At 74.8% G+C, this 16,097-nt stretch carries 15 protein-coding genes; 7 read left to right on the top strand and 8 right to left on the bottom strand.

Annotation, left to right across the window (positions count from 1 at the left end; translation table 11 throughout):
• Positions 1-4: 4 nt before the first annotated feature.
• Genes C8N24_RS05360 through C8N24_RS05350 form a run of 3 tightly spaced genes read left to right on the top strand, consistent with a single transcriptional unit; the run spans position 5 to position 3,281 of the window.
• Positions 5-1,105 carry a nucleotidyltransferase family protein gene (locus C8N24_RS05360; RefSeq protein ID WP_170178864.1) on the top strand — a complete coding sequence of 367 codons (1,101 nt, stop codon included), beginning with the start codon at positions 5-7 and terminating at the stop codon, positions 1,103-1,105.
• Positions 1,102-2,148: a bifunctional phosphoglucose/phosphomannose isomerase gene (locus C8N24_RS05355; protein ID WP_121248727.1), complete on the top strand. Its 1,047-nt coding sequence runs from the start codon at positions 1,102-1,104 to the stop codon at positions 2,146-2,148. The genes C8N24_RS05360 and C8N24_RS05355 overlap by 4 nt, the downstream gene beginning before the upstream one ends.
• 20 nt (positions 2,149-2,168) lie before the next feature.
• The gene (locus tag C8N24_RS05350) at positions 2,169-3,281 is read left to right on the top strand and encodes a glycosyltransferase family 2 protein (RefSeq protein WP_170178863.1); all 1,113 of its coding nucleotides are present in this window, start codon (positions 2,169-2,171) and stop codon (positions 3,279-3,281) included.
• On the opposite strand, the gene C8N24_RS05345 is transcribed toward C8N24_RS05350, so the two are convergent.
• Positions 3,220-3,777, bottom strand: a complete 558-nt coding sequence (locus C8N24_RS05345; RefSeq protein WP_170178862.1) for a glycerol-3-phosphate acyltransferase — start codon at positions 3,775-3,777, stop codon at positions 3,220-3,222. The genes C8N24_RS05350 and C8N24_RS05345 overlap by 62 nt on opposite strands.
• A gap of 86 nt (positions 3,778-3,863) precedes the next feature.
• On the opposite strand from C8N24_RS05345, the gene C8N24_RS05340 reads away from it, so the two are divergent.
• A complete protein-coding gene (locus C8N24_RS05340; RefSeq protein WP_211339846.1) occupies positions 3,864-4,481 on the top strand; it encodes a hypothetical protein in 618 nt (205 codons plus the stop codon).
• Here C8N24_RS05340 and C8N24_RS05335 read toward each other — a convergent pair.
• The 5 genes from C8N24_RS05335 to C8N24_RS34965 form a co-directional block, all read right to left on the bottom strand.
• A complete protein-coding gene (locus C8N24_RS05335) occupies positions 4,436-5,785 on the bottom strand; it encodes a phytoene desaturase family protein (protein ID WP_121248721.1) in 1,350 nt (449 codons plus the stop codon). The genes C8N24_RS05340 and C8N24_RS05335 overlap by 46 nt on opposite strands.
• Complete coding sequence (locus C8N24_RS05330) at positions 5,782-6,660, bottom strand: carotenoid biosynthesis protein (protein ID WP_147447646.1); 879 nt, start codon at positions 6,658-6,660, stop codon at positions 5,782-5,784. The genes C8N24_RS05335 and C8N24_RS05330 overlap by 4 nt, the downstream gene beginning before the upstream one ends.
• Before the next feature lie 119 nt (positions 6,661-6,779).
• Positions 6,780-7,580 (bottom strand): phytoene/squalene synthase family protein, encoded by an 801-nt coding sequence (locus C8N24_RS05325; RefSeq protein WP_121248717.1) that lies wholly within the window; start codon positions 7,578-7,580, stop codon positions 6,780-6,782.
• Complete coding sequence (gene crtI, locus C8N24_RS05320) at positions 7,577-8,971, bottom strand: phytoene desaturase family protein (RefSeq protein ID WP_245971905.1); 1,395 nt, start codon at positions 8,969-8,971, stop codon at positions 7,577-7,579. Before crtI ends, C8N24_RS05325 begins: the two co-directional genes overlap by 4 nt.
• Positions 8,892-9,737, bottom strand: coding sequence for a phosphatase PAP2 family protein (locus C8N24_RS34965; protein ID WP_245971769.1), 846 nt, complete (start codon positions 9,735-9,737; stop codon positions 8,892-8,894). The genes crtI and C8N24_RS34965 overlap by 80 nt, the downstream gene beginning before the upstream one ends.
• Before the next feature lie 48 nt (positions 9,738-9,785).
• On the opposite strand from C8N24_RS34965, the gene C8N24_RS05310 reads away from it, so the two are divergent.
• Entirely contained in the window at positions 9,786-11,348 is a 1,563-nt protein-coding gene (locus C8N24_RS05310) for an aldehyde dehydrogenase family protein (RefSeq protein WP_121248712.1), read from the top strand.
• On the opposite strand, the gene C8N24_RS05305 is transcribed toward C8N24_RS05310, so the two are convergent.
• Positions 11,349-12,959 (bottom strand): thiamine pyrophosphate-binding protein, encoded by a 1,611-nt coding sequence (locus C8N24_RS05305; protein WP_121248710.1) that lies wholly within the window; start codon positions 12,957-12,959, stop codon positions 11,349-11,351. It lies immediately after the preceding gene.
• Positions 12,960-13,022: 63 nt separating this feature from the next.
• Between C8N24_RS05305 and C8N24_RS05300 the strand changes: the two genes are divergently transcribed.
• Positions 13,023-14,453, top strand: a complete 1,431-nt coding sequence (locus C8N24_RS05300) for a GGDEF domain-containing protein (protein WP_147447645.1) — start codon at positions 13,023-13,025, stop codon at positions 14,451-14,453.
• 48 nt (positions 14,454-14,501) lie between these two features.
• Positions 14,502-15,941, top strand: coding sequence for a GGDEF domain-containing protein (locus C8N24_RS34585; protein ID WP_211339845.1), 1,440 nt, complete (start codon positions 14,502-14,504; stop codon positions 15,939-15,941).
• On the opposite strand, the gene C8N24_RS33685 is transcribed toward C8N24_RS34585, so the two are convergent.
• Positions 15,916-16,077, bottom strand: a complete 162-nt coding sequence (locus tag C8N24_RS33685; protein ID WP_170178860.1) for a hypothetical protein — start codon at positions 16,075-16,077, stop codon at positions 15,916-15,918. The genes C8N24_RS34585 and C8N24_RS33685 overlap by 26 nt on opposite strands.
• Positions 16,078-16,097 lie beyond the last annotated feature (20 nt).

Genomic DNA, 16,097 nt, shown 5'->3' with positions numbered 1-16,097 from the left:
CAGCGTGCAGGCCCTCATCCTCGCCGGAGGCGAGGGCACGCGGCTGCGGCCGTTGACCTCGTCGGTGCCCAAGCCGGTCGTCCCGCTGGTCGACCGGCCGTTCATCGTCTTCATGATCGACTGGCTGCGTAGCCACGGCGTGGACGACGTGATCATGTCGTGCGGGCACCTGGCCGACGGCGTGCGGAACGTGCTGGGCGACGGGTCCGGCGTCGGCGTGCGCCTGCGCTACGTCGAGGAGCCCAAGCCGCTCGGCACGGGCGGGGCGCTCAAGTTCGCGGAGGAGTGGCTGGACGACCGCTTCCTGATGCTCAACGGCGACGTCCTCACGGACATCGATCTGACGGCGCAGATCGCCGCGCACGAGCAGACCGGCGCGCGGGCGACGCTCGCGCTCTACCCGGTCGAGGACCCGAGCGCGTACGGCCTGGTGCGACTCGAAGCCGACGACGCCGTGCGTGAGTTCCTCGAGAAGCCGGCGCCCGACCAGATCGACACGAACAACGTCAACGCCGGCGCCTACGTGCTCGACAAGTCGGTGCTGGACCTGCTCGTGCACGGGGAGAAGGCGTCGATCGAGCGGGACGTGTTCCCGCGCCTCGTCGGCGACGGGCTCTACGGTCACGTGCTGGACGGCTACTGGATGGACATCGGCACGCCGCAGCGGTACCTCGAAGCGACGTTCGACATCCTCGAGGGCAACGTCCGCACCGAGGTCGCCGACCGCCTGGGCACCTCGTACGTGTGCGTCGAGGACGAGGTCTTCAACGAGGGCCGGATCGTGCCCGCCGCGCTGGTCGAGGCGGGGTGCCGGATCGGCAAGGGCGCGCGGATCGGCGGGCGCGCGGTGCTCGAGCGGGACGTCGTCGTCGGCGAAGGCACGATCATCGAGCAGGCGGTCGTGATGGCCGGTGCGCAGATCGGCGCGCACTGCCATCTCAACGGCTGCGTCGTCGGCCCCGGCGTGAAGATCGGCGACCATTGCGTGATCGACGACCTGGCGGTCGTCGGCGCCGACGTTAGCCTTGGAGACGGAAACACCGTTTCGAGGGGTGCTCGGCTGTTCCCGGGCATCTCGCTTCCCGAAAGGGCCCTTCTGTTTTGACCACCGCCCTCGACTTCGACTTCGGCCTCGACACCACGGGGCAGCTCGACGAGGTGCTCGGCCTGTCCGAGCACCTACGCGACGCGCTGTGGCGGGTCGACTCCTCGCAGGCGCGGCCGGTCGACGCGACGGGCGGCGTGATCATCTCGGGCATGGGCGGCTCGGCGTCCGGCGGCCGGCTGGCGCAGGGCGCGATCGGGCCCCGCATGCAGCGCCCGCTGGTGGTCGCCGACGGCTACGCGTTGCCCGGCTGGGCGGGCCCGTCGACGCTCGTCCTGCACTCGAGCTACTCCGGCACCACGGAGGAGACGCTCTCGGCGTATGACGACGCGAGCGAGCGCGGCGCGCCGCGGCTCGTCGCGTCCACGGGCGGCGAGCTGGTGGAGCGCGCGCGGCGCGACAACGTCCCGGTGATCCCGATCCCGGGCGGCTTCCAGCCGCGGGCGGCGATCGGCTACGCGCTCGTGTCCGCGCTGGAGGCGGCGGCGCTGGGCGGTGCGGCTCCGTCGCTGCGCGACGAGATCGAAGCGGCGGCGGACCTGGCGGAGACGCTCGCGGTCGAGTGGGGCCCGGGGTCCGGCGCGGACTCCGAGGCGAAGGCGATCGCGCGGGCGCTGCACGGCACCGTGCCGGTGATCGCGGGCGCCGAGCTCGCGGCCGCGGCGGCGTACCGCTGGAAGTGCCAGTTCAACGAGAACGCGCAGCTGCCGGCGTTCGCGTCGACCGTGCCGGAGATGAACCACAACGAGGTCGTGGGCTGGGAGTCCGCGCGCGAGCTCGGGCGCTTCTCGTACGTGTCGCTGGAAGACCCGGGCGCGCACGAGCGCAACCTGCTCCGGTCCGAGCTCGTGGCGGAGATCGCCGAGGCGGGCGCGACACCTGTCCTGCGCGTGAAGGCCCGCGGCGAGACGCGCGTGGAGCGGCTGGTGTCGCTCGTGCTGCTCGGGGACCTCGTCTCGATCTACGCCGCCGTGCTGCGTGGCGCCGATCCGGTCGACATCCCGGCGATCGACTCGCTGAAGGCGTCGCTGTCCTCGCGCTGATTCAAGGGGTCGCCGCCGGCGTGGTCCTCGCCCGGCTGGGGCGTGGGCGGGTCCGGCGGGCACCGCTGGCGGCCGGCGCGACGGTCGACGGGACCGTGTCGGTCGTGATCCCGGCGCGCGACGAGGCAGAGCGGATCGGGCCGTGCCTGGACGGGCTGCTGGCCGATCCGGCCGTGCTCGAGGTGGTCGTGGTCGACGACGGCTCGACCGACGGCACCGCCGAGATCGCGGCCGCACGTGGCGCACGGGTGGTCACGGCCGGCGAGCCGCCGGCGGGTTGGGTCGGCAAGCCGTGGGCGCTCCAGCGCGGGCTGGAGGAGGCACGCGGCGACATCGTCGTGTCCGTCGACGCGGACACGCGCCCGCGCGCGGGGCTGGGGGCCGCCGCGGCCGCCGCGCTGGTCGCAGCGGAGGCCGACGGCGCCTCGGGCGACGCCGCGGCCGGCGCTGCCTCGCCCACGGGCGTGGCCGCGGTGCGTGGCGCCGGCCCCGTGCTCGTCAGCGTCGGCACGCGCTTCGTCTGCACCAGCGCGGGCGAGCGGTTCCTGCACCCGGCGCTGCTCGCGACGCTCGTGTACCGGTACGGGCCGCCGGACGCGGACGCGTCGGTGGCCGTCTCGCGGCTGATGATCAACGGGCAGTGCACGGCGGTGCGGCGGCGCGCCCTGCTGGACGCGGGCGGGTACGCGGAGGCCTCGGGGCACATGACCGACGACGCGGCGTTCGCGCGCGGGCTCGCCCGGCGCGGCTGGCGCGTGGTGTTCCACGACGGCGGCGGCCTGATCGACGTCGACATGCACGAGTCCGTGGAGGAGACGTGGCGCGAGTGGGGCCGCTCGATCGCGCTGCCGGACGTGACGTCGCCGGCGTGGCGGGCGGCGGACGTGGGCGTGGTGTGGCTGACGCTCGGGCTGCCGTGGCTGCGGCTGGCCGGTCGCCGGGCCGGTCGGCTGGACGTGGCGCTGCTCGGGCTGCGGCTGCTGATGACCGTGGCGTTCGCGCCGTCGTACGCGCGGCGCGGCCTGCCCTACTGGCTCTCGCCCCTGGCCGACGTGCCCGCGGCCGTGCGGCTCACCTGGTCGGCGGTGCGTCCGGCCCGGCGCTGGCGGGGACGCTCGTACGACGACGCGTGACGAACAGGACGCCGATGAACGTCATCAGCCCGCCGGTCGCCATCACGTGCTCCACGGGGTCGGTGGCGAGCTGGACCAGCGGGAACGCGAAGATGGCGACGCGTGCGCCGTACTTGAAGGAGGTCGCGAGCGTGATGGCGATCGCGAGCACGCCGCAGATGAGCGCCGGGAGCGGCGAGAGCGCGAACGCACCGCCGACGAAGCACATGATCGACTTGCCCCCGCGGCTCGGGTGCGGGAGTGGGAACGCGTGGCCGGCCATCGCGGCGGCGACGGCGACGTACGCGGGCCAGAAGCCGAAGGCCAGATGGAACACCGCCGCGGGGATGAACGCCTTCGCACCGTCGCCCAGGAACGCCGGCAGCGCGCGCCGTGCACCGAGCTGGTCGAGCGCGTTCCAGGCGCCCGGGTTGCCGTCGCCCGTCGTCAGCAGGTCCACGCCGTACCGCCGCGCGACCAGCCACGCGACCGGGATCGCGCCGCACAAGTAGCCCACCACTGCTGCTAGTCCGTACTCCATCCGTGCCCGTCGCCTCGTTCCACCTCGTTCGCTACCCAGGAATCCGCGAAGGCGTTCCGTACATGGCCTGGGACCGTCCCATCCTGAAGGGCACGGCCGGCCTGCGCTTCTTCCGCCTGCTCGGCACCGGCGCCGGCGACACCATGACGCTGTCCGCCGACCTGCGTCGCTGGGCGCTGTTCGCCGTGTGGGACGACGACGCCGCGCTCGACGCTTTTCTGGCGGGCTCGGAGATCGCCGCGCGCTGGCGCACGGTCGAGTGCTACACGGTGCGCCTGGCGCCGGTCCGCTGGCACGGCGCCTGGGGTGGGCGGGACCCGCTCGCGGGAGCGACGAGCGCTGCCGGCGAAGGCGCCGTCGCGGTCCTCACGCGCGCGGCCATCCGGCCCCGGCAGCTGCTCGCGTTCCACCGTGCCGTCCCCCGGCCCGCGCGGGCGCTCCAGGGGTCGCCGGGTCTGCTCGCGTCGGTCGCGATCGGCGAGGTGCCGGTCGTCCGGCAGGCCACGTTCTCCCTCTGGCGCGACCTCGACGCGGTCAAGGGCTACGCCTACCGCAACGCGGCGCACGCCGAGGTGGTGCGGCGCACGCGGGCGGAGCGGTGGTACTCGGAGGAGCTGTTCGCGCGGTTCGTGCCCTACGGCGCCGAAGGCACCTGGGACGGACGCGACCCGCTGAGCTGACGGGCGACGCTGCGGCCGCCGAGCGTCACGAGCGGCAGCCCGCCGCCCGGGTGGACGGTGCCGCCGGTGAGCCAGAGGCCGTCGATGCCGCGGATGCGGTTGCCGGGACGCCGCATCGCGCCGAGCCGGCCGTGCGGGGCGGCACCGTAGATCGGGCCGCCGAGGTCCGCGGGCGTGACGCGCTCGACGACGCTCGGCGTGACGCCCAGCCGCTCGATCACCGCGTGCTGCGTCGTGTCCCAGTCGGCGGGCGAGGCGGGAGCGTTGACGAGCACGAACCAGCCCTGGCCGGGCGGTGCGCACACGTACAGCGTGGGGTCGCGGGGCATCCGGCGGTGCGTGAAGACGTCGTCGAACTCGGCGTCGTAGTCATGTGGGAACAGGATCCGGTGATGCGCGGGTGCGGGGTCGTCGACGCCGAGCAGCAGCGCCAGGCCGGACAGCGATGGCGTGCGCCGGCGGGCGCGCCGGCCGAGCAGCCGGGTGCGCACGACGCGCTCGTCGACGTCGGTGATCACGGCGTCGGCGACGAACGCGCCGGCCGCCGTCTCGACGCCCCAGACGCGGCCGTGCGAGACGCCGATGCGCTGCACCTCGCAGCCCAGCCGCAGCTCGCCGCCCAGCCTCTCCAGCGCGCGGACCAGCGCGCGGACGAGCTCGTACATGCCGCCGCGCGGATGCCACGCGCCGAACGCGTGCTCGACGTACCCCGCCACCGCGAGCGCGGCCGGGGCGCGGCGCGGGTCGGCGCCGGCGTACGTGGCGAAGCGCTCGACGACCATCTGCAGGCGCGGGTCACGAACCGTCGCGCGGGCGAGGTCCCGCAGCGTCCACCACGGCTTGACGGCCAGCGCGTCGCGCGGGTCCGGGGGCGGCTCACCCGGCTCGGGGCGTCGGGGCGGGAACGGAGGCGGACCCGTGAGGAACCGCTCCGACGCGCGCCACATCGACGAGCACACCGACAGGAAGCGCATCCAGTCCGCGCCCGCACCCGGCGACCAGTCCTCGAGCGCGGCCAGCGCGCGCGGCAGGTCCGCCGAGAGCTCGAGCACGGAGCCGTCCGCGAACTCGTACCGGGTGACGGGCTCGACGCGCTCGAGCTCCACGTCGAGGTCTTTGAACACCCACGGCATCGTCAGCAGCGAAGGCCCGGCGTCCCACTCGAACCCGCCGGCCGTGACCCGCGCGCACTTGCCGCCGGGCGCGGCGGCGCGCTCGAAGACCGTGACCTCGTGCCCGCCCTGCGCGAGCTCGACCGCACCGGCCAACCCGCCGACGCCCGCTCCGACGATCGCGACCTTCATGCGCGGCGCAGGAGGGCGGGAACGGCGAACGCGCCCATCGCCGCGCCGCCGGCGAGGGCGACGCGCGGGTGCCGCCAGATGAACGCGTTGGCGATCGCCTCGCCCAGCCACGTCCACACGTACAGCGCGACGGCGCCGTCGTCGTCCGGCTCGCGGTCGAGCGCGGCGTAGGCGGCGAACACGAGCAGCCCGGTGGCGAACCAGCCCGCGAAGTTCGAGGCCGGGATGCCCTCGTAGCGCCCGCCGCCGGGCCACGACCAGTAGCCCTCGCGGACCATGCGCGGGTCCAGGTACACGTCCCAGGCGGTGAGCGCGGCGGCGGCGAGCGGCACCCGCGCGGCCGGCCGCCGCGCGATCCGCCCGGCGATGGCCCACGACGGCCGCGCCATCATCGCCCACGCCGCGGCGGCGAGCAGTGGCACGCCGCGCACCCGCGGTCCCAGCCGCTCGGAGTACGAGTAGTGCCCGAACGGCTTGCCGGTCGCCACGCCGACGAGCTCCGCGCCGAATCCGACCGCGCCGGCCGCCACGACCGGCGCAGGCCGCCGCGCCTCGACGAGCGACGTGGCGAGCATCAGCCCGACGATCCCGCGCGTCGCGGCGGGCGGCCGCGACGTCCGCCCGTACACGACCTGCGAGGCCGCGAGGGCACCGAACAGGATGGGGAACGCGCGCCCGCGTCCGACGAGCCCGGCGCCGGCCAGCGCGGCGCCGACACGGCCGGCCGGAGCGTTGCGCCGCGGCGCGAGCCCCGCGCCGGCCAGCGCAGCGCCGACACGGCCGGCCGGAGCGTTGCGCCGCGGCGCGAGCCCGGCGCCGGCGAGCGCCGCGCCGACGCGCCCGGCGGGCGCCCCGCCGCGGCCCGCCGCGCGCACGGCCGCGCCGACTCGCGCCGCCGGTCCTCCGCCGCCGCGCGCGAGGCGTGCCGTGGCGGCCCCGCGCGCGGTCGGCGCTCCCCCCAAACGCGTGGCTCGACCCGCCGCGCCGGCGCGGCTCACGCGCGCCACGCGGCGCGGGCCGCGATCGTGAGCTTGCGCGAGCGCGGCACGACCGCGCGGCCGGGCCGCGCGCCGTAGCCTTCGGCCTCGAGGCGCCGGAGCAGCTCGCGGTACATGCTCGCGGCGGCGGCGATCGCGCGGCGCCCGCGGCGCAGCTCGGAGATGCCGGCGATGCCCTGCTCGTAGAGGGCGTCGGCGCGGGCGATCTGGTCGCGCAGGATCGCCTCGCGGCGGCCCGGCTCGAGGCTGCCGTGGACGGCCAGCGTCTCGCTGGCGAAGTACACGCGCCCGTTCGCCAGGTCCTCGTCGATGTCCCGGAGGATGTTCGTGCGCTGCATCGCCATGCCGAGCGCGGCGGCCGCGGGGCGGGCGCGGACGGGATCGTCGGTGCCGAGGAGCGCGGCCATCACGACGCCGACGGTACCGGCAACGCGGTAGCAGTAGCGGTCCACGTCGGCCTCGGTCTCGTAGATCGCGCCGTCGAGGTCGTCGTGCATGCCGGCGCAGAAGTCGATCAGCGCGTCGCGCGGGAGGTCGTAGCGGGAGTCGAGGTCGGCGAGGATGGCGATCTCGGGCGTCTCGGTGCCCTCGAGGCCCTCCGCCCACGCGGCCACGGCGTCGACCCGCTCGGCGGCCTCGGGGCGGCCGTCGTCGACGAGGTCGTCGAGGGTCCGGAAGACGAGGTACAGCAGGTAGACGTCGTCGCGCACGTCGCGCGGCAGCAGCCGGCAGGCCAGCGCGAAGGTCCGCGCGACCTGCTTGGTCGTCGTCCGCGCCTCGTTGAGGACCGCGCTCACACCCGCACCCCCGCATCCGCCTCGATCAGCCCCGCCGTGACCGCCGCGCCCATCAGCACGCCGGGGATGCCGGCGCCCGGGTGGGTCCCGCCGCCGACGTGGTAGAAGCCCGGCACGCCCGCCACGCGGTTGGGCGCGCGGAAGTACGCCGACTGGTGCAGCGTGGGCTCCACGGCGAACGCGTTGCCGTCCACGGCCCCAAGGTCGCGCGCGAAGTCCGGCGGCGCCATCCGGTGCTCCACGCATACGGACGCGTCCAGCCCGGTCAGCCCGAACGTCTGCTCCATGTCGCGCACGAGCGCGTCCCGGAGGCCGTCGGCGGCGCGGTCCCAGTCGACGTCGCCGCGCAGGTTGGGCACCGGCAGGAGCACGGCGAGCGAGTCCCCGCCGGGCGTGGCCATCGCGGCCTCGGTCCGCGCCGGCGCGTGCACGTACGTCGAGAACGTCTTCGCCAGCCGCCCGCGTCGCGTCACGTCCGCGATGAAGTCGCGGTAGCCGTGGCCGACCAGCAGCGTGTGGTGCAGCAGCTCGTCGAACCGGCGGTCGCACCCCAGGTACAGCAGGAAGCACGACATCGTCGGGCGCAGCCGCCGCACGGGCGCGCGCCGGCCGAGCAGCTCGTGCGTGCGCAGCACGTCCGCGTTGGAGACCACGACGTCGGCCGCGATCCGCTCGCCGCCCTCCAGCCACACCGCGCGCACGCCGTCGGCGCCCGTCTCGACCGACTCCACGCGGGCGTCGCAGCGCACGTCCAGCGGCCGCGCCATCGCCTCCACGAGCGAGTACACGCCGCCGTCCGTGTACCAGCCGCCGTCCTGGATCTGCAGGTACACGAGCGCGGCGTAGATCGCGGGCACGCGGTACGGGTCGCCACCGATGAACAGCGAGTGGAACGAGAACGCCTCGCGCACCCGCTCGTTGCGGAAGTGGCGGGCGACGAACCGGTGCAGCGGCAGCACCGCGCGCAGCCGCGCCATCGACGGCACCAGGGCCAGGAACGACTGCAGGTCGGTGAACGGCCGCGAGCCGGCGCCGACGAGCCCTTCGTCGTAGATCGGCTTCAAGGCGGCCAGGAAGCCGTCGAGGGCGGCGGCGTCGCGGGCGTCGAAGCGCGCGATCTCCTCGCGCAGGGCGTCGACGGAGTCGCCGAAGTCGAACGTCCGCTCCTCGCCGGCCCAGCGGATCCGGTACATCGGGTCCAGCCGGTGCAGCGTCACCTCGGAATGCAGGTCGAGCCCGCCCGCGGCGAACGCGTCCTCGAGCACCCACGGCATCGTGATCAGGGATGGGCCCTTGTCCCACGTGAAGCCGCTATCGCGCAGCTGAGCGGCCCGGCCGCCGGGCGCGGAGCGCTGCTCGAGCACCGTCACCTCGTAGCCCTGCCCCTGCAGCCGCAGCGCCAGCGCCAGGCCGCCCAGGCCCGCGCCGATCACCACCGCGCGTGAGCGCTTCCTGAGCGCCGTCACCGTCATCACCCCTCATACGGGCGCCGACGCGCCGTTGGATCGAAATTGTCAGCAACCCGAGCGCCGCGGCGAGCGCCCCACCCGCGGCGTCGACCCAGAAGTGGTTGGCGGTGCCGATGATGATCGCCACCACGAGCCCGACGTAGAGCACGGCGCCGACCCGCAGCACCCGGGAGCGCACGAGCGCGAACACCGTTCCCGCCGCGATCAGCGCGAACGCCACGTGCCCGCTCGGCATCGCCGCGTAGGGGCTCTGGACCGAGTGCGCGAGCGCCTCGCCGCCCGTCCCGTACACGGCGCTCAGCGTGTCCGTGAAGCCGAGCTCCGGCGCCATCCGCGGCGGCGCGACCGGGAACGCCAGGTACCCGGCGACGGTGATCGCCTGGGTCACCAGGAACACGTCGCGCGCGAACGGGAACGCGCGGGGCCGCTCGAGCCGGGCCCAGATCAGCGCGCCGATCGTCGCCGGCACGTGCACCCACACGTAGAACAGCCCGGCGGCGGTGAGGAGCGCCGGCCGCGCCGCGACCCACTCGTGCACGGCCGGCTCGAAAAACAGGCCCAGCGCGCGCTCGGCGTCAGCGAGCGCGCGGGTCCGATCGAGAGGTGCCTCGTCCGGCGCGAGCAGCGCCACCACGGGGCACAGCGCGAGCGCGGCGAGGACGAGGAACGCGTCCCGGGCGAGCTTCACTTCCGCAGGCGCTACCCAACCACCGGTGCGCGAGTACCGTCTGTGGTCATGTCCTCCACCGTTGCCGCGACCACCGTCGCCTCGATCGTCGACGGCGAGGCGCGCCAGGACGCTCCCGGCGGCCGCCTGACGTCCACCAACCCCGCCAAGCTCGACGACGCGGTCGCCGAGATCCTGCTCGGCGACGCGCAGACCTTCGTCGACGCCGCGGCGGCCGCGCGCGCCGCGCAGAAGGACTGGGCGAAGGTCCCCGCGCCTGCGCGCGGGCGCGTGATCGCGCAGGTGGGACGGCTGTTCGAGGCCAACAAGGAGGCGCTCGCCGCGCTCGTCACGCGCGAGATCGGCAAGCCGTACCCGGAGGCGCTCGGCGAGGTCCAGGAGATCGTCGACACGTGCGACTTCTTCCTCGGCGAAGGGCGGCGGCTGTACGGCCAGACGGTGCCGTCGGAGATGCCGGACAAGCAGCTGTTCACGTTCCGCGTGCCGGTCGGCGTGGCCGCGATCATCACGGCCGGCAACTTCCCGGTCGCGGTGCCCGCCTGGTACCTCGTGCCCGCGATCCTGTGCGGCAACGCGGTCGTCTGGAAGCCGGCGGAGTACAGCGCCGCGCTCGGCGACGCGATGGTCCGGATCTTCCACGCCGGCGGCGTGCCCGCGGGCGTCCTGCACCTGGTGCAGGCGAGCGGGACGGACACCTTCGAGGGCCTGAAGGCGTCCTTGGAAGCCGGCCTGGTCGACAAGGTGGGCTTCACCGGCTCGAGCGCGGTCGGCGCGGAGATCGGCGCGCTCTGCGGGCGTCACCTGCAGTCGCCGTGCCTGGAGCTCGGCGGCAAGAACCCGATGGTCGTGATGGACGACGCCGACGTCGACCTCGCCGTCGAAGGCGCCCTCTTCGGCGGCTACGGCACCGCCGGCCAGCGCTGCACGTCGCTCGGCACCGCGATCGTCCACGAGTCGGTCCACGACGAGTTCGTCGCCAAGCTGCGCGAGCGCCTGAGCGCCTCCCCGGTGGGCGACCCGACCGCGGACGGCGTGCTCTACGGCCCGATGATCCACGAGCGCTTCGCCGAGCGCTTCGAGGACTGGCTCGGCCTGATCCGCGACCACCACGACGTCGTCGGCCCGCGCGGCCGGATCACGGCCGACAACCCGCGCGACGGCTTCGTCGGCGACCCCGACGGCGGGATCTTCTACCACCCGACGCTCGTCGTCGGCGTGACCGCCGACGACGAGATCTACTCGACCGAGACGTTCGGCCCGATCGTCGGCGTCGCCAAGTTCAGCGACTTCGACGAGGCGATGGAGCTCGCCAACGGCCACGGCTACGGCCTCTCGAGCGCGATCTACACGCGCTCGGGCGAGAACGCGTTCCGCTTCCGCGAGCGCATCACCGCCGGCATGGTCTCCGTCAACAACTCGACGAGCGGGGCCGAGGCGCACCTGCCGTTCGGCGGCAACGGCAAGTCCGGCAACGGCTCCCGCCAGTCCGGCATCTGGGTGCTCGACCAGTTCACGCGCTGGCAGTCGATGAACTGGGACTACGCCGGCAAGCTGCAGAAGGCCCAGATGGACAACGTCGAGCTGCCCTCGGACCAGGACTTCCGCTTGTAGCTAGCGCTTGCGGTACCAGTTCGGCGACGTGTTGGGCGGCGGCACGAGCGGCTCGGGCGTCTTGGCCACGAGCACGGACGGCTGGCCGGACTCGATGTGGCGGGCGAGCGCCTCGCCGAAGTCGTCGTCGAGGCCGAACACCGTCTCCGACCAGACGCCGAAGGACGCCGCGAGCGCTTCGAAGTCCGGGGTGTGCAGGTCCACGCCGTAGGTCTCGACGCCAGCGCGGACCTGGTCGTAGCGGAGCATGCCGTAGCCGCCGTCGTCGACGATCACGGCGGTCAGCGGGAGCTGCTCCTGCGCCATCGTCGCGAGCTCGCCCGCGGCGAACAGGAAGCCGCCGTCGCCGGAGATCGAGACCGTCGGGCCCGTGCCGGCCAGGGCGGTGCCGAGCGCGGCCGGGAACGCGTAGCCGAGCGTCCCCCAGCCGAGCGGCACCTGCAGCCGCCGCGGTGTGGCCGGCGTGTGGAAGCCGGCCAGCCAGTAGCCGGGGATGCACATGTCGACGACGAGGTTGCCGTCGGCCGGGAGCGCGAAGCGGATCGCGTCCAGGAAGCGCAGCGCGGTCGCGTCCAGCGCGGCGCAGGCGTCGGCGCGGACCGCCGCCAGGTCGCGCGCCGCCCCGGTGCGCGGGGGCAGCGCCGCCGCCAGCTCGCCGGCGACGGCCGCGTCGCCGGCCAGGAAGACGTCGACGTGGTAGTTCGTCGGCGCCTCGAGCCCGATGGCGATCAGCGTCTCGGGCTGCGGCTGGGCGAAGTTCTGGGTCTGGACGCCGTCCAGGTCCGAGCCGACCGCGACCACGACGTCCGCCTCGTCCCACAGCCGGCCGGCGGCCTCCACGTGCGGCGGTAGGCCGACCGCCAGCGGGTGGCCGGGGCCGAGGAGGCCGGCGGCGCCGTACGTGGTGAGCACCGGCGCGGCGAGCGCCTCGGCCAGCGCGTGGACGGCTCCGGCCGCGTCGCGGGCGCCGCCACCGGCCCAGATCAACGGGCGCCGGGCGCCGTCCAGCGCGCGCAGCGCGGGGGAGAGGTCCGGCGCGTCCACGGGCATCGTGGCCGGACGGTCGAGACCGCCCGGGAGGTCGTCGACGCTCGGGACCTGCGTCGCCAGCAGGTCCGTCGCGATCTCGAGGTACACGGGCCGTGTCGGGGCGGTCAGCGCGGCGTGGATCGCAGCCTCCGCGGCCTGCTCGACCACGCCCGCCGCGTGCGCGACATGGACCGCCTTGGTGACCGGGGCGAACATCGCCGGCTGGCCGTCGGTCTCGTGCAGGACGCCGCGGTAGTCGTCGGGGCGCCGCAGCACCGACGGGATGTCGGTCGCGATCACCAGGATCGGCGAGCGCGACGCCCACGCCTCGCCGACGGCGCCGAGCGTGTTCGCCGCACCCGGGCCCGTGGTGACGATCGCGACGCCGAGCTTGCCGGTCGCCCGCGCGTAGCCGTCGGCGGCGTAGGCCGCGGCCTGCTCGTGGCGCACGCCGACCAGACGGATGGACGACTCCCGCAGCGCGGACCAGAGCGCGAGGTTGTGCACGCCCGGCAGCCCGAACGCCACTTCGACCCCTGCCCGCTCGAGCGCCGCGACGACAACTTCGGCTCCACTGGACATGCTCCTGACGCTATCCGACCCACGGCCCTCAAGTTCCCGCGGGATCTACCGATCGCGACGCCAGTGGCCCGTTTCCCTCACGCCGTGTTCGGCGTCCTGCTCGCTGCCTGCGCCGCCTACCTGCTGACGGGCCTCGACGTCCTGCGCCTCGGCGCGCAGCTGATCGCGGTCACGCTGCTCGCGATCCAGACGGTGCGCCGCCCGCAGGCGCGGCTCGCGTTCGCGCTGCTGACCGTCGCCAACGTCGCGTGGGCGATCGGCGACCTCGACCCCCAGCGGCTCAACGCCCTCTTCCTGGTCTCCTTCGCCTTCGCCCAGGCGGGCCTCGTGTCGCTCGCCGCGACGCAGCTGCGCAGCCGCTGGCTCGCGTTCGACGGGATCATCGTCGGCCTCACGGCGGGCGCGATCCTGACCGCCTTCGTCAGCGACTCGCTCGTCGGGCTCGGCCTGCGCGTGCCCGCCACGGCGCTCGCCGGCGACGCGATGCTGGTGACGACGATCGTGCTGGCCTTCGCCGTCAACGGCTGGCGGCCCGCCCGTGCCTGGTGGGTGATCGCGGCCGGCGAGGCGTTCCTCGTCGCCAACGACCTCACGCTCACGAACCCGCTCGACCCGCCGCGGACCGCGCTGGCCGCCTGGTGCGCGGCGCTGATCCTCACCTCGTACGCCGCCTTCCACCCGTCCGCGCCGCGTGAGCGCCGCGTCGGCGGCGTCGTCGCCGCGGCCGTCCCGATCACCGGCGGCGCGCTCAGCGTCGGCCTCCTGATGCACGCCGCGCTGACCGGCGGCAACCCGGTCACGGTCGTGCTCGCCGGCGGCGCGCTGCTCGTCGGCCTGATCCGGGCGGCGCTCCTGCTCGCCGAGAACCAGCAGCTCGTGCGGGTCGCCCGCGCCGAAGCGGTCACCGACAAGCTCACCGGGCTCCCCAACCGCCGTGCGCTCCTCGACGGCCTCGACGCCGCGCTCGCCGCCCGGACGCCGCACACGCTGGTGTTCTTCGACCTCGACGGCTTCAAGGAGTACAACGACGCGTTCGGCCACGCGGCCGGCGACGCGCTGCTGCAGCGGCTCGCCCCGCAGCTGGACGCGTGCGCGGGCCGCTCCTACCGCCTCGGCGGCGACGAGTTCTGCCTGCTCGTGCCCGCGCGGCTCGACGACGCCTCGCCCGAGCTCGTCGCGGCGGTCCTCGCGCTGCGCGAGCAGGGGGACGGCTTCGAGATCAGCGCCTCGCACGGGCTCGTGCTGATCCCGGACGAGGTCGACAACCCGGGCGAGGCGCTGCGGCGCGCCGACGAGCGGATGTACGCGCGCAAGCGGCGCCGTCGCGCCGGCCAGGCGAGCCAGGCGCGGGCCGTGCTGGTGCAGCTGCTGCTCGAGCGCGGCGAGGACGAGGACGACGCCGCGGTGCTCGCGGGCGAGTTCGGGCGACGACTGGGCCTGACCGGCGCGGCCGCGGACGACCCGCGCATGGTCGCGGCGGTCCCCACCGGCTGACTTCAGATCTCGGCCCGGCGGCCGAATCCAGGAGGGATGGGAATCCGCTTGGCCTTCGCCCTCTTGATCGGCGCCGTCGCGGTCCTGGCTGTGACCGGCTGGCACGCGCTGTTCGTGGCGGCCGAGGCCGCGGCCGCCGCGCTGATCGGCGTCCGGGCGGTCACCGTCCCGCGCAACCGTCGCGTGTGGGCGCTCGCGGCGGTCGGCATCGGGCAGTGGGTCGCCGGCGGCATCGCGCTGGACCTCGGCTGGGATGCGGTCGCGGGCGTCCTGTTCGCCGGCATGTTCGCCTGCGAGTTCCTCGGGTTGAGCCTCTTCCTGCACGGCCGCATCCGCCCGTTCCCCGTCTGGCTCGCCGTGGACGGCGTGCTGGCGGCGTTCACGCTCGCCGCGCTGGGAGCACTCGCCTACGGGCCGCTGCGCGGCGCGACCCACAGCGAGCCGCACATCGTCGCCGGGCTGCTGGCCAACATCGTCTGCGACCTCGTGCTGCTGGCGCTCGTCCTGGTCGGCTTCGCGGCGACGAGCTGGCGCCCGGGACGCGCCTGGCTGTTCGCCGGCATCGGGCTCGTCGTGACCTCCACGGGGGACATGCTGGTGGTGTTCGGCGAGACGACGGGCCCGCTCGTCCAGGTGCTGTGGGCGACCGCGCTCATCTTCATCGCGCTCGCGTCCTGGCAGCCGACGCCGACGCCGACGGCTACGCGGGTCGGGTGGTCGACGGCCGCGCTGCCGCTTGGCGCCGGGGCGGTTGCCATCGCGGTCGCGCTCTACTGCGGCATCGCGTCCGGCGAGCCGGTCGCGGCCTTCATGGCCGCCGGCGCGCTGCTGGCCGCGCTGGCCCGCGCGGTGCTGATGCTGCGCGAGAACCTCGGGTTGCTGCATTCCGCGCGGCGCGAGGCGCTCACCGACAAGCTGACCGGTCTCCCGAATCGGCGGGCGCTGCTGCTCCAGCTCGATCGTGCCATCGCCGGGCAACGTCCGCACACGCTCGCCTTCTTCGACCTCGACGGGTTCAAGGCCTACAACGACGACTTCGGGCACGCCGCGGGCGACGCGCTGCTGCAGCGCCTCGCCCCGCGCCTGGCCATGGTCGGCGGGCGCGCGTTCCGCCTGGGCGGGGACGAGTTCTGCTTGTTGCTGCCGCACGCGCTCGGCGACGACGCGCCCCGCGTGGCGCGCGCGGTGGCCGCGCTCGGTGAGCGCGGCGAGGGCTTCCAGATCACGGCCTCGCACGGCCTCGTGCTGATCCCGGAGGAGGCGGGCAGGGTCGAGGACGCGCTGCGCCTCGCCGACGAGCGCATGTACGCGCGCAAGCGCCACCGGCGCGCCGGACAGGCCGAGCAGGCGCGCGCCGTCCTCGTGGCGCTGCTGGATGAGCGCGGCGAGGACGAGGCACGCGCCGCGGCGCTGGCGGGCGAGTTCGGACGGCGGCTCGGCCTGGCCGATCCCGCCGCCGACGTCAGCGCGGCTTACGTCGCTGGCTGAGCTGGCGCTGCACCTGGGCGAGCGTCTTGCGGCCCTGCGGGCTGCGCGCGTAGGTCATCGCCTGGTTGGTGAGCTTGCGGCCCTGTGGGGTCCGGGCGAACTTCATCAGGGTCTTCATCAGGGGCATGGCGGTCATCCTGCCCACAGACCCTCAAG

The sequence above is a fragment of the Solirubrobacter pauli genome (assembly GCF_003633755.1).
GTDB classification, from domain to species: domain Bacteria; phylum Actinomycetota; class Thermoleophilia; order Solirubrobacterales; family Solirubrobacteraceae; genus Solirubrobacter; species Solirubrobacter pauli.
This window is presented reverse-complemented; position numbering and strand designations above follow the sequence as displayed.